12 protein-coding genes are annotated in these 13105 nt (G+C 51.0%); 6 read left to right on the forward strand and 6 right to left on the reverse strand.

Translation table 11 applies throughout. The annotated features are described in order from the left end of the window. The first annotated feature begins 516 nt into the window (after positions 1-516). Together ltrA and AADEFJLK_RS04325 are read left to right on the forward strand one after the other, a co-directional pair. The gene (ltrA, locus tag AADEFJLK_RS04320; RefSeq protein WP_103973404.1) at positions 517-1857 is read left to right on the forward strand and encodes a group II intron reverse transcriptase/maturase; all 1341 of its coding nucleotides are present in this window, start codon (positions 517-519) and stop codon (positions 1855-1857) included. 93 nt (positions 1858-1950) lie between these two features. Continuing rightward, complete coding sequence (locus AADEFJLK_RS04325; RefSeq protein ID WP_249027969.1) at positions 1951-2412, forward strand: DUF1016 N-terminal domain-containing protein; 462 nt, start codon at positions 1951-1953, stop codon at positions 2410-2412. Here the strand turns inward: AADEFJLK_RS04325 and AADEFJLK_RS04330 are convergent. After that, on the reverse strand, positions 2409-3662 hold the full coding sequence (locus AADEFJLK_RS04330; protein ID WP_103973405.1) for a cytochrome-c peroxidase: 1254 nt from the start codon (positions 3660-3662) through the stop codon (positions 2409-2411). The genes AADEFJLK_RS04325 and AADEFJLK_RS04330 overlap by 4 nt on opposite strands. 187 nt (positions 3663-3849) lie before the next feature. On the opposite strand from AADEFJLK_RS04330, the gene ppnP reads away from it, so the two are divergent. The 3 genes from ppnP to AADEFJLK_RS04345 all read left to right on the forward strand — a co-directional run bounded on the left by ppnP (position 3850) and on the right by AADEFJLK_RS04345 (position 7554). Next, positions 3850-4164 carry a pyrimidine/purine nucleoside phosphorylase gene (gene ppnP, locus AADEFJLK_RS04335; RefSeq protein WP_088618491.1) on the forward strand — a complete coding sequence of 105 codons (315 nt, stop codon included), beginning with the start codon at positions 3850-3852 and terminating at the stop codon, positions 4162-4164. A gap of 3 nt (positions 4165-4167) precedes the next feature. Then, a complete protein-coding gene (locus AADEFJLK_RS04340) occupies positions 4168-4641 on the forward strand; it encodes a LabA-like NYN domain-containing protein (RefSeq protein WP_103973406.1) in 474 nt (157 codons plus the stop codon). 213 nt (positions 4642-4854) lie between these two features. Further along, positions 4855-7554 carry a bifunctional diguanylate cyclase/phosphodiesterase gene (locus AADEFJLK_RS04345; RefSeq protein ID WP_170065029.1) on the forward strand — a complete coding sequence of 900 codons (2700 nt, stop codon included), beginning with the start codon at positions 4855-4857 and terminating at the stop codon, positions 7552-7554. 139 nt (positions 7555-7693) lie between these two features. Here AADEFJLK_RS04345 and AADEFJLK_RS04350 read toward each other — a convergent pair whose 3' ends face one another. Further along, positions 7694-9355: a tetratricopeptide repeat protein gene (locus AADEFJLK_RS04350; RefSeq protein ID WP_103973408.1), complete on the reverse strand. Its 1662-nt coding sequence runs from the start codon at positions 9353-9355 to the stop codon at positions 7694-7696. 211 nt (positions 9356-9566) lie between these two features. Here AADEFJLK_RS04350 and AADEFJLK_RS04355 point away from each other — a divergent pair. Beyond that, a protein-coding gene (locus AADEFJLK_RS04355) for an IS3 family transposase (RefSeq protein ID WP_428839016.1) occupies positions 9567-10792 on the forward strand; the annotation gives its coding sequence in 2 pieces (ribosomal slippage) (positions 9567-9843 and positions 9843-10792; 1227 coding nt in all). Positions 10793-10858: 66 nt separating this feature from the next. Here AADEFJLK_RS04355 and AADEFJLK_RS04360 read toward each other — a convergent pair. The 4 genes from AADEFJLK_RS04360 to AADEFJLK_RS04375 form a co-directional block, all read right to left on the reverse strand. Further along, positions 10859-11095, reverse strand: coding sequence for a hypothetical protein (locus tag AADEFJLK_RS04360; RefSeq protein ID WP_103973409.1), 237 nt, complete (start codon positions 11093-11095; stop codon positions 10859-10861). 214 nt (positions 11096-11309) lie between these two features. Then, complete coding sequence (locus AADEFJLK_RS04365) at positions 11310-11579, reverse strand: HigA family addiction module antitoxin (RefSeq protein WP_103973410.1); 270 nt, start codon at positions 11577-11579, stop codon at positions 11310-11312. Positions 11580-11591: 12 nt separating this feature from the next. Beyond that, positions 11592-11705 (reverse strand): type II toxin-antitoxin system RelE/ParE family toxin, encoded by a 114-nt coding sequence (locus AADEFJLK_RS04370; protein ID WP_103973411.1) that lies wholly within the window; start codon positions 11703-11705, stop codon positions 11592-11594. Positions 11706-11815: 110 nt separating this feature from the next. Further along, on the reverse strand, positions 11816-12715 hold the full coding sequence (locus AADEFJLK_RS04375; RefSeq protein ID WP_103973412.1) for a hypothetical protein: 900 nt from the start codon (positions 12713-12715) through the stop codon (positions 11816-11818). Between the last annotated feature and the right edge of the window lie 390 nt (positions 12716-13105).

The raw sequence follows: 13105 nt of genomic DNA on the forward strand, positions 1-13105 counted from the left end.
TTTAACCGTTGCGGCCTGGCAAGGCTGCATAAACTAGCGGGTGTGAATCCCGCCCAGGTAATCGCTAGCCACGAGCCTGGTATCGAGCCATGCAGGCATATCGGTAACGATGTGCTTGATGCGTAGGCACGAAAGGAAGCGAGGCGCAAAGGTAACAGGTGAAGCTGACCCTGAAGGATAAAGTCCCGAAATAACCGCATTGGATAAGGCCGATAGTTTGGTTAAGCTAGCAGGCAACAGGTGTCATAGCGTATAGGCGAGCTATGGCAACCATCCCGGGATCTCAGTCCGTACCGAGCTTTACATTGAGTTTATGCAGTAACCAGGGAGATCCAATGGTCGGCGCACAAGCGCACCTCTTGCCAAGTCTAAACAGCGAGAATAGAGGCGGAGTCCATTGGAAGTCGGAGATGCCTATAGTAGCAATGAAGTCTGGTAATTCGGATGGAGTGAAGGGGCATCGGTTTGAGATAATGGGTAATGGATACATGACCCGACACCGGGCGGACTCTGTTCATGACAACACAAATTATTCATTTCACACAGTGGGCCCGTGATAATCCACAGCGAAAATACAATTCGCTGTTAGGGATGCTGTTTGATCCCGATGGATTAAATGAGAGCTTCGAGCGCCAAGCGGCAAACAAGGCGCCCGGGGTTGATGGGATGCGCAAGGCAGACTATGGGGGCTATGGACTGCCGGAAAGGCTGAAGGATTTGTCGGCCAGAGTGCGCCGTTTAGGGTATCGGCCTAAGCCGGTGAGGCGAGTGTTTATACCCAAGTCGAACGGCGGCCGCCGCGCATTGGGAATTCCCAGCTTTGAAGACAGGATCGTACAAGATCGGACGAGTCTGATTTTGCAGGCGATCTGGGAGCCGGAGTTTCGAGACTGTTCGTATGGTTTCCGTCCAGGGCGAAATGCGCACCAAGCGCTAAAACGTTTAGCGGAAATCATTACGATAGAGCGCACGCAGTGGATCGTAGAGGCAGACATCAAAGGATTCTTTGACAACGTCAGTCATGATCATTTAAGGCGTTTCTTAGCACATCGAATTTCGGATCCGAGACTGCTACGGATTATTGACCGATTCCTCAAGGCGGGGGTGCTGGAAGATGGCGTATTTAAGGCAAGTGAGCAAGGCACTCCGCAAGGCGGATTGGTTTCGCCCGTGCTTGCCAATATTTACCTGCACTATGTATTGGATATGTGGTTTGAAAAACGCTATGCGAAGACATGTCACGGTACTGCACGGTTGGTGAGGTATGCGGATGATTTTGTCGCCTGCTTCCAATGGGAAGATGATGCCAAACGATTCTTGCAAGAATTAAAGATTCGGTTGGCGCAATTTGACCTTGAGGCAGAACCAAGTAAAACAGCCATTTATCGGTTCGGACATTTGGCGCAAGCGCGTTGCAAACAGGATGGGCATCGTCGCCCACCAACCTTCAATTTCCTAGGCTTCACGCACTATGTGGGACGTAGCCGTAAAGGTAACTTTGTGGTGAGTCATAAGACACAGCGTGAGCGCATTCAGAAGAAACTTATAGAACTGAATGTTCGTTTGGCTAGTTTGAGGGTTCAGGGTGGTAAGGCTATGATGGAATATGCCTATCGTCATCTTCAAGGCCATATCCAGTATTTTGGGGTCAGTGGAAACAGCAGGAGCTTGCGTCAATATCGGTATCAAGTACAACGGCTCCTGTTTAAGTGTCTGAATCGTCGAAGCCAACGCCGAAGTTTTACTTGGCAGCAGGTTGGCGAGGCTATAAATCACTATCTTCCTCGAACATGTATTGTTCGCAACCTTTACCCGTCACCATGGTGGATGACTCAAGCTGGGAGCCGGATGGTGTAACGCTCCAAGTCCGGTTCTGCGAGGGCGGTAGCGCGTATCATGAAAATGAGATCGCTGCCGCTACTCTCCGATAAGGCATTAGCATGATTAATCATGACCAAACACCCCGCGCAATGTCATGAACGGGAAGTCATCTTCCCTCTGGAGCTGCCGCTGCCGCTTACGCTATTAGATGCCCTGCGCGGCCTGATTATGCAAGCCCGCCAGCAGGTCTTACGCGCTGCCGACGTGGCGCAAGTGCAAACCTATTGGCAAATTGGCAGACATATTGTTGGATTTGAACAAGGCGGGCAAGTGCGGGCGGCTTATGGCAAACAGTTATTGCCGCAATTGGCGCAAACCCTGACCCACGAATTTGGTAAGGGCTTTGATACCTCAAACTTGCGCTACATGCGGCTGTTTTACCAAGCGTTTCCAAATTGTGACGCACTGCGTCACGAATTGAGCTGGACGCACTACCGCTTACTGCTACGCGTTGATACGCCAAAAGCCCGTGCAAGAGGCGACGTGGCAAAATTGGAGCACACGGGTACTGAGACGACAAATAGCCATTAAGGCCGACCCGCAAACGGCGACGGTGTACCCGGCGGCACTAGCGGATCGTTGCCCCATTCGGGATAATCGTCAGTCAAGGTCTTCATAAACGCCACCACCGCCTGTTCCTGCGCCGGGGTCAGCCCCAAGTTGCCCAGTTCGTCATGGTTGACGTTTTTCAGCACTTCCGGCTTCGGCCACCCGGACACGCCAAAATCGGGGCTTAAATTATTCGCCACTTGCCCTAAGACATCACGGGTATTATAAAAATGGGTAATCTGCTCCAGCGTCGCAAAGACACCGTTATGGCCGTACGGCGGGGTGATGGCGATATTACGCAATGACATGACCTTATGCTTGCCCCATTCCAGCTTATCCGGGTCGGATTGCCTAATGTCGCTACGCTCACCCAGCCCTAAGTTTGGCTTAGGCTGGCCGGGAATCTTGAAATTGCGCGGCAAACCGATATTGTCATAAGTAAAATCGGTAAACAACGGCGGCTGCGGGTGGCCTTGGGCATCCGTACCCATGCTGCTGATATGGCAACCGGAACAGCCCGCCTTGCCGTCGAACAATTTTCTGCCCTGCTCTTCCAAGGCCGTAAAATGGGTTTGCCCGGCAAGGACAAAATCAAATTTGGCATTAAACTTATGGAAGGCGGGCGACATTTCAAACGCCGCTATCGCTTGGGCCAATTTCTGATAAATGTCCGCCACCGCTTGCGGAGCCTGTTGTTGGAATTGCGCGTCTTTAATATCAGGCACAGCGGCCAAATCCAGTTGGTACAGCTTATAAAACAGCCGTATATAAGCCGGGTCGGCTTTCAGGCGGCTGACCACCGCCCATTCGTTAGGCATCGCCATTTCTACGGGGTTTAACAGCGGCTTTTGTGCCTGTTCGGCTAAATCATTAGCCCGCCCATTCCAAAACTGCCCACCTTCATAAGTACCGTCTTTCGCTTCCCAATGGAACGGCGGGCTGAACCCCGCATAAGCCGCACTCGGCGCATTCAGCGTTCCCGTAGCAAACTCAATCGAACCCAGAGACACAGGCGTGCCTTGTTTGACATTGGCGGGATCGACAAAAGCCGGGGCTTTGCCCGCTATTTTTTTAAGGCTATGGCACGAAGCGCAAGACTGGTTACGGCTGGCGGACAAATTCACATCCTGGTAAAGACGCTGGCCTAATTGTTGTTCCGGCGTTAAGTCGGCGGCGGCGGGGGCGGCAAAACACAAATACAGTGCGGTGGTAAGCAAGGGCTTGGCAAGCATGGTGGTCACTCCGGTCAATAGCGGGCAAGAAAAACAAACAGATATTGCATTAAATGATAATGATTATTATTTATAACAACCATACTGTCAACCCAACTATGCAAAAATTATGTAAACTGAAAAATTTTCGCCCTTAATTCTGCTATCATGCCAAAATTTTTTATCCCGCTAATTTCAGGAGCACACCATGTCAGAATTTACTAACGTCACCGTCGTCAAAAAAGCCAATGTGTATTTTGACGGCAATGTCAGTAGCCGCACCATCCGCTTTGCCGACGGCAGCAGCAAAACCTTAGGCTTTATGTTGCCCGGTGAATACACGTTTAACACCGGAGCCGCCGAAATTATGGAGATTATGGCGGGCGATCTGGACGTTCTGCTGCCCGGTTCTGAGCAATGGCAAACGGTTACGGGCGGCGAATCGTTCGACGTGCCCGCTAATGCCCAATTCACCGTCAAAATCCGCACCGCTACCGATTATTGCTGCTCTTTCCTTAGCTAAGCCATGCAAAAAGTCGCCATTTTTGCCGATGTGCAGAACATTTACTACACCACCCGGCAACGTTATCAACGGCACTTCAACTACCACGCCTTCTGGGAGCTGGCAACAGCAAACCGGACGGTGGCGGCGGCGTTTGCCTACGCCATTGATAAGCGCGACAGCAAACAGCAAGGTTTCCAGCAAATCCTCCGCACGATTGGCTTTGACGTTAAGTTAAAGCCTTATATCCAACGCAGCGACGGCTCGGCCAAAGGCGACTGGGATGTCGGCATCACCTTAGATGTCATTGACTATGCCAGCCAAGCGGATGTGGTGATTTTACTGTCCGGTGACGGCGACTTTGACCTATTGCTTAACAAAATCCGCACCGTGCATCAGGTCAAAACCGAAGTCTACGGCGTACCCACCCTGACCGCCCCCTCGCTGATCCAAGCTTGCAACCGCTTTATCGCCATTGATGACCAGCTGTTGCTGTAATGGCTTACCTAAACACTCATCCGCCCAAAGCTGGCTACCTTTTGAGGCTGCTCCCTGGAAAGCATGGGCGTGTCCCGCCCCTTTGCAGGTAAATATGGCCTAAGCTCCGCTCCACTTTTTCCGCCCCAAAACCATTCATTGTTACCCCAAACGCTAATTAATCGGTTATTATTCCGATATGCGCCATTTAGATTGCTTACCGCCTGCCGAACAGTGAACACGCACCCAAAAAACGTCCGCACCACTGCCGAAACCGCCGCCCTGCGTAGCCAACAAGTACCGATTTTATACGCCAGCATCCCCGTCTCCCTGTTGGGCAACGCCCTGATCGCTTTAATTCTGGCAGGTATCCAAAGCCAAGTATTGGCGGCTTCGGCATTGCTTATCTGGCTTACCGTCCTGGGCGTAGCACTGGCATTCCGCTGGCTGCTGCTCTTGCGCTACCGTAAAGCCAGCCAACCGGAACCCGACTTATGGCTGCGCCGTTTCCGCCTCAGCATGTTAGCAACAGGCGTGGCGTGGGGGCTGGCAAGCATCCTGACCTTCCCCGTCAACACCCTCCCCCACCAAGCCTTTTTGGCGTTCGCCATTGCCGGCCTGACCGCCGGAGCCAACACCACCTTATCGGTTGACCGCCAGTCTTTATTGGCGTTTACCTTGCCTACCCTTATCGGGCTGATTACCCGCCTGCTAACGGCAGGCACAACTATGCACATCGCCATGGCGGCCATGGTAATGCTTTATCTGCTGTTCACCGACATGATCGCCCGCCGTACCCATGCCGCCATTGTCGAAAACATCCTGTTACGGCACGCCGGAACATTACGCGAGCAAGCCCTGCGCTCCAGCATGGAACGCATGAAACAAGCCCAACAAATCGCCCATTTGGGCAGTTTTGAATGGGATTTGCGCAACAACACCCTACAGTGGTCCGATGAGCATTTTCGGCTGTGGGGACTGCCGCCGCACAGCACCACACCTAGCCAAGCGTTATTTCTGCGCGGCATACACCCCGACGATACCGACAAAGTCGCCCAAACTATCGGAAATGCCCGCCGTAGCCGGCAACGTTACACCCTTAACCACCGTGTCGTTTGGCCTGACGGCAGCGAACGCTATATGCAGAACCGTGGCGAAGTGGTCACTGATACCGTCGGCAATGCCGTCGCCATCAAAGGCACGGTACAGGACATTACCGAACGGCGGCAAACCGAAGAAGATTTGCGCATCGCCGCCATTGCCTTTGAATCGCTGGAAGGAATTGTCATTACCGATACCCAAAAACTGATCCTAAAAGTTAATCGGGCTTTTACCCATATTACCGGCTATAGCTCCGCCGAAGCCATCGGTAACCCGCTAGGGGCACTACTGAAATCCAGTTACCATGACAGCGATTTTTATCGGCAGCTTTGGCAAACCCTTGATAATGAAGGTTCTTGGCAGGGCGAAATTTGGAGCAGCCGTAAAAATGGCGAAGCCTTCCCCGCCGCCCTGAATCTGACCAGCGTCACCGCAAAAGACGGCGTAACCAGCCATTATGTCGCGACGTTTTTCGACATTACCGAACAAAAAAAATCCGCCGCGCTCATCCATAATCTGGCTTTTTACGACCCGCTGACCGAACTGCCCAACCGCCGCCAGATGCAAGATAAGCTGCAATTTGCCCTATTGGCGGGCTTAAAGCACCACCAGCACGGTGCCTTACTGTTTATTGACCTGGACAAATTCAAGGAGCTGAACGACACCAAAGGCCACCATATCGGCGATTTGTTACTGGTGGAAATCGCCAAGCGCATGAAACGTTGCGTCGGTAACGACGATACCGTGTCACGGCAAGGCGGCGATGAATTTGTCGTCATTCTCACCCACCTCAGCGACGATTTTGACGAAGCCACCGCCCAAGCCGAACAGGTTGCCGAAAAAATCCGTGATGCCATCAACCAGCCCTTCAATTTGCAAGGCCAAGACCATTACAGCTCGACCAGCATCGGCATCAGCCTGTTCCGCCACAATGAATTTAGCGTCGACGAACTGCTGTTACGCGCCGACACCGCCATGTACCAGGCCAAACGCTGTGGGCGCAACACCATCCGCTTTTTTGACCCGACCACCCATGCGGCAATGGAAGTGCGCATCGGCCTGGAGGCCGACCTGCGCACCGCCCTGCTGAATAACGAATTCAGCTTGTACTACCAGATACAGACCCTCGACTCAGGCTACATTACTGGAGCCGAGGCCTTGTTGCGCTGGCACCATCCCGAACAAGGCCTCATAGCCCCAGTCAAATTTATCCCGCTGACCGAAGAAATTGGCCTCATCACCGAAATCGGCTATTGGACTTTAGAAACCGCCTGCATCCAGCTTAAGGCCTGGGCAGATAACCCTGCCACCGCCCACCTGCAACTGTCGGTCAATGTCAGCCCCCGGCAATTCCACCAAGACCAGTTTGTCGAAAAAGTCAGCGCCATCATCACCAATACCGGCATTGATGCCAGCAAACTGAAATTGGAACTGACCGAAAGTCTGGTGCTGGACGACATGAACGACACCATCAAAAAGATGAACCGGCTGAAAAAAATGGGGGTGCAATTTTCTTTAGACGATTTTGGCACAGGTTACTCGTCTTTATCGTATCTGACCCAATTGCCGCTAGACCAACTGAAAATCGACAAAAGCTTTGTCCATAACCTGACTTTAAAAAATGCCGATAACGTCATAGTCCAGACCATTATCGGCATGGCGATTACGTTAGGCTTGGATGTGATTGCCGAAGGCGTGGAAACCGCCGAACAGGCGGCTTTTCTCAAAGCCAACTACTGCTACCACTATCAAGGCTACTTGTTCGGCAAGCCCGTACCCTTGGCAGAATTTGAAGCGGCACTGGCGGACATGCCGCCGATAAAGCAGGATTGATGGGGCTAATTTAAGAAACGCCTCCCCCAGCCTTAGCGGCTTGGGCGAGTTGATATGCCTGTTCCACCCGCTCAGCACCCCGTTTGCCGAGATGCAATACGGCGATGCCTGTTATACCTTACGGGGTTCGGTTAGTTGTTCAATGCGGTTTGGCTTGTTCGATGAGTTCTAAAATATGAGCGTACTTATCGCCAAAAACCGTGGGGGCTTGTTTTGCAAACGGCTCCAATAAAGCCGCCGATTCTTGTAAATAAACCAATGCTGTTTGTGGATCTTGCCAGTTTAAATAAGCCCATCCGAAAGCAAACAGCGTATTGGCGACAGCGGGCAAAGAAACGGCGGGGTTGTCCTGTGCCAGTTGCCGCCTAATCGCCAAAGCCTCTTGGTACAGGCTTTCCGTCTCGTTGCGGCGGCTGCTATCTTGTAATACCAAGCTCCCCAAGTTGTGCAATATCTCTGCAAGATAAGGCAAATAAACGGCAGGGCTGTCTTTTACGAGTTGCCGCCTAATCTTCAAAGCCTCATGGAACAGGCTTTCCGCCTCGCTACGGCGGCTGCTGTGTAATGATACCAAGCCGCCCAAGTTGTTCAATATCCCTGCAACATAGGGCAAATAAACGGCAGGGGTATCCTTTGCTAGTTGTTTATAAATCTCCAAAGCCTCTTGGAACAGGCTTTCCGCCTTCTTGTGGCGGCCGCTATCACCTGCCACCAATATACCTAGGTTTTTAAATGTCGTAGCAACATAAGACAAATAAACGGCGGGGTTGTTATTTGCCAATTGCCTATAAATCTCCAAAGCCTCCTGGTACAGGCTTTCCGCCTCGTTGTGGCGGCTGTTATCGTCTGATACCAAGTTGCCCAAATTGTTCAACGTCATCGCGACATCAGGCAAATAAACGGAGTTGTCCTGTGCCACTTGCCGCCTAATCCTCAAGGCCTCTCGGTATAGTATTTCCGCCTCGCTACGGCGGCTACTGTCATTTATTACCAAGTTTCCTAAGTTGTTCAACGTCATCGCGACATCGGACAAATAAACGATGGAATTGCCTTTTTCCAGTTGCCCATAAATCTCCAAAGCCTCTTTGTACAGACTTTCCGCTTCGCTACTGCTGCTGTCTGCTGCTATCAAGCTGCCCAAGTTGTTCAGCGTCATCGCGACATCGGGCAAATAAACGGCGGAGCTGTCCTGCGCCAGTTGCCGCCTAATCCTCAATGCCTCTCGGTGTAGTATTTCCGCCTCGCGGCGGCGGCTGCTGTCTGCCGCCACCAAGTTGCCTAGGTTGTTTAATGTCATCGCAATATTGGGCCAATAAACGGCAGAGCCGTCCTTCACCAGTTGCCTACAAATCTCCAAGATCTCTTTATACTGGGCTTCTGCGACAGAAAATTGATTGTTTGCTTGTAAAAAAACGGCGTAAGCAAAAATGTTTTTAGGCGTTTTGGCTGATTTTAGGGCGGACTCAAAAAAATAGCTGGTTTGGGCTATCCGGTCAAGCAAGCTGTAATCGATGGCGGTCAAACGGGCTTTGTATAAAAATTCGGTGGCGTTGTTTTCAAGCTGGGTGGTGACTTCGGTTTGTTCGGTTTGCAAGCGTTGTTGTTTGGCTAATAGTGCCGTTTGGTCTTGGGTTATTTCAGTTGCGTTTAAAATGTCGCGGGCGGCTTGGTAGTTGCCTTCGTCAAAGAATTGTTTAGCTAAGCGTAGCCGCTCGGTGTTGATGGGGATTTTATTAAAATCTTCCGCTAGCTTTAAGACCTCACGTTTAAAATCTTCTAGCTTTTGCTGTAGAGTTTCCAAATCTTGCCAAAAGTCAGTATCACCTGGATATTTGTTAACGTTTTGCTGGGCTTTTTCGAGTTGGGCTTGTAGGGCTTTGTAGTCGGCTGAATGGTAGAAATTGATACTGGAATTGTCACCAGTGATGATTCCAATAGTAGAGCCTTATAGTGGACCCATAAAAACAGACAATAATTTAAGATGGTGTCCATCATAAAACAGGTGGACGAAAATGAGTGAGAAAAAGCGTAAATTGATGACCGGCGCACAAAAGGCGAAGGTGGCGTTGGAGGCGGTCAAAGGTACAAAGACGGCCAATGAGATAGCCCAAGAACACGGTGTCCATCCGACGCAAGTCGGCCTCTGGAAAAAAGCCTTGCTGGAGAATGCCGGGCAACTGTTTGAGACGAAGCGCGGCCCGAAGGCGGTTGACCCGCAAAGCGACCCCGAACGCCTGTACGCCAAGATAGGACAGCTCAACATGGAGTTGGACTGGCTGAAAAAAAAGTCCGGGATCAACCCTTAAGCCTGCGGCAAGCGTGGGTTGCCCCCAATGACGGGCAGTTGCCAGTAACAGCCCAATGCCGTTTGGCGGGCATCGCCCGGTCGACCGTGTATGCGGGTAAAGCGGAAAGGGTGGACGGGTTCGAACTGATGTTGCTGCGCTTGTTGGACGAGGAATACACCCGCCGCCCCTTTTACGGCAGCCGGAAAATGGTGGCTTGGCTACGCGCCGAAGGCCATTGCGTCAACCGCAAGCGCGTGCAGCGCCTGATGCACATCCTGGGCTTGGCAGGGATGGCACCCGGCCCCAACACCAGCAAAAGCCACCCGGCGCACGCGGTTTACCCGTATTTGCTCAGGGGCTTGGGCATTGTCCGCCCTAACCACGTTTGGAGTACGGACATAACCTATATCCGGCTGGCGCACGGTTTTGTCTACCTGGTGGCGGTCATCGACTGGTACAGCCGTAAGGTTTTGGCTTGGGAAGTGTCGAACACGATGGATGTCGGCTTTTGCGTGGATTGCTTGGCAACTGCGCTCAGGCTCTACGGGATACCCGAAATCTTCAACACCGACCAAGGGGCGCAGTTCACCAGCGACAAATGGATAGCCGTACTCAAGGACAACGGCATCACAATCAGCATGGACGGACGCGGCAGGGCATTGGACAATATTTTTGTCGAACGGCTGTGGCGGAGCGTCAAGCATGAGGATGTTTATCTGAAAGGTTACGCCCATTTGCCGGAATTGCTATCAGGGCTGGCCGACTATTTTGTTTTCTACAACAGCGGACGTTACCATCAATCACTGGGCTATAAAACGCCCGATGAAGTCTATCGGACGGCGGTCGGCGGCGGGGCAAAAATAGCAGATCATTTTAGCGATAAACGAAATGCTTCAAACGGAGAAACGGGGCAGCGCCAATCCGCTGCAATGGCAATGACACTATCTTAAACTAGGCTAAATATTGTCTGGACAATGGGGGCCACTTAACCTTTAACATCTGAAACGTTAATGGAATCATTTGATTTTAACATCCGAATCCTCGTTTTCTTTGACGCTAATGTCTTGTCCTTCGCGGGTTTCGATGTCTATTTTGCTTTTTTTGTTCTTTTCAACCGCAGCAAGGTCTTTTGATTTATTTTTATCCGCCGACAAACTTACGCCGTCTTTGGTTAATTTAAAACCGACTGTTTTGGCCAGTAACAAGGCAAAAATAACTACAACGGCGATAACGGCGGCAATTTCTAAATTCATTTCTCAAACCCCAATCAGTTAAAAACCAAAAATTAACCGTAAGTTTACAATAAATTTATCAGCAGCACATGTCGGGTTACGCTACCACTTTTATGTCCCGTGGGTAAACCCGATCTACGCCTGCCAGCCATTCGGCATCAAGGTCACGGTGCGCATCGCGTTTTAGCCGTCCGTTTTCAGATAATCTCAGCATGGTCGGCAACTTCGCGCGGGTTTAGCGGTTTAATGGTCGGGCTGAGTTTTGTTCGGCTTGCCACAAATCCCACTGTGTCTGCATCCCCAGCCACACATCGGGGGATGTGCCTAGCCACGCGGCAAGCCGCAAGGCCATGCCCGCCGTCACCCCTGCCTTGCCGTTCAGCACTTTGGAAAGTGTGACCCGTGAAACCTGCAAGGCTTGGGCGGCTTCCGTCACCGTCATATCTTCGGGTAGCCAGTCGCGCAACACTTCGCCAGGGTGCGCCGGATTGTGCATTCTGCTCATAGTCGTTTGTTCCTAATGATAATCCAAATAGTCCACCAACTCTGCATCTTCATCATTAAAGGTGAAGATCAGCCGCCAGTTGCCGTTGACCGTCACCGAGTAATAGCCGGCAAGATTGCCTGTCATCTGCGTTGCTTAATGACGGACTTATTGCGCCCCGTTTTGCCAAAAACTTATCAGACAAGACTAACGGTAAAGTTAGGCGACGGCTTTGCCAGCCGCCGCCTTATATAGCCTTAAGGTTTCTTTTTCAAAGTCTCTTGCGCTAAAGCCCACAGTTTAGTTACGCCTTGAACCACGACAGGCTTAACCCAAAGGAAAGCGTTTTTAAAGCCCGCCAACAGCTTATCCACCGCCGAGGCTTCTTTGCTGTCGCGCCACAACAAGTATTGCGAGCCGATACCGTCAATAAACACAGGTTTAAACAGCCACATTTCCAAAATCGACGTGACCCACATAAACATAAACGACACCGCCATGCCCATACCGGCAAAAATGACCAGCCAAGCGAAAATCGGGTCGATTTTAGTCAGCCACCACGACAAGATGTCGGCAATCAAAAACGTATACGGCATCCCAATGGCAATACACTTGTACTGCACCGTCGTGGTCTCGGCAAAACTGAAAATCAGCCCGACAAACATGAAAATAAAGCTGATACCAAATAAATGGATATGCGAGACCCGCGTCAACGAAGCAAACGTCGCCCCTTGATCTTCCGCCGTCAAGGCTTTCAACTGCTTAAAGTCCTTAAAGTTAGGCAAGCCGGAAGCGGCTTCGTTATGGCACATCACGCAACGTTCTTCGACAATTTTTTCGATACCGTCTGCTTTATAATCGGCTTCGTCGGCACCGTTTCTGACCCATTCAATGATGTCAAAACGCTCTTGCGCCGAAGCATTCGCCTTCATCGCCCCGTTCAACTGGTTTTCTAACACTGTTCCTGAGCGGTTACCGTAGTAGCTATAAACAATATCGTCAATCGATAAACCGAACTTACCGTCCGCCATGCCATGCGTGAATAATATCTGCATTAGCGCGAACAAATACCCTATGCCGACCGTACAGAGATAGCCGGTAAACAACACCTTAATCGGCGTGTCGTGATCTTTTAAGGGCGTGAATTTTGCTGTCATAATGCCACCTGTGAAGTTGAGAAAAAATAGAAAAAATCTGTGGCCGTACGCCGCTAGCCAATAACGCTTTTATGATAAGTCTACCTGATTACATTATTATTGCCATGGTTTATAGTAAGCCATCTGTTCATCAGGCTATTTCCTAAAACACCCTAAATAAGGTCGCCAACCCTTTAAGCGCTGCTGGCCCCAAACCTTATTTATCCCTATCCCTAACCGATAATACTGTAAAATATAAGCAGTTTTTATACCCATATACCACTTAACACCGCCACACTGCCGAATCCATCCACCCTGGCAAACACCAGCACCGACAACAGCCAAAATCCTCCGAACGGCTAGCAAAACATCAGCTAACATGAAACAATACGCGCCCTAAATAAGGGCATT

The sequence above is a fragment of the Methylovulum psychrotolerans genome, assembly GCF_002923755.1.
GTDB classification, from domain to species: Bacteria; Pseudomonadota; Gammaproteobacteria; order Methylococcales; family Methylomonadaceae; genus Methylovulum; species Methylovulum psychrotolerans.

Coding starts and splice junctions, on each gene's coding strand:
- ppnP (WP_088618491.1), top strand. CDS start 3,850: ATGTCAGAATTTACTAACGTCACCGTCGTCAAAAAAGCCAATGTGTAT.
- AADEFJLK_RS04340 (WP_103973406.1), top strand. CDS start 4,168: ATGCAAAAAGTCGCCATTTTTGCCGATGTGCAGAACATTTACTACACC.
- AADEFJLK_RS04365 (WP_103973410.1), bottom strand. CDS start 11,579: ATGAGCAGAATGCACAATCCGGCGCACCCTGGCGAAGTGTTGCGCGAC.
- AADEFJLK_RS04375 (WP_103973412.1), bottom strand. CDS start 12,715: ATGACAGCAAAATTCACGCCCTTAAAAGATCACGACACGCCGATTAAG.
- AADEFJLK_RS04325 (WP_249027969.1), top strand. CDS start 1,951: ATGACCAAACACCCCGCGCAATGTCATGAACGGGAAGTCATCTTCCCT.
- ltrA (WP_103973404.1), top strand. CDS start 517: ATGACAACACAAATTATTCATTTCACACAGTGGGCCCGTGATAATCCA.
- AADEFJLK_RS04360 (WP_103973409.1), bottom strand. CDS start 11,095: ATGAATTTAGAAATTGCCGCCGTTATCGCCGTTGTAGTTATTTTTGCC.
- AADEFJLK_RS04370 (WP_103973411.1), bottom strand. CDS start 11,705: ATGACAGGCAATCTTGCCGGCTATTACTCGGTGACGGTCAACGGCAAC.
- AADEFJLK_RS04330 (WP_103973405.1), bottom strand. CDS start 3,662: ATGCTTGCCAAGCCCTTGCTTACCACCGCACTGTATTTGTGTTTTGCC.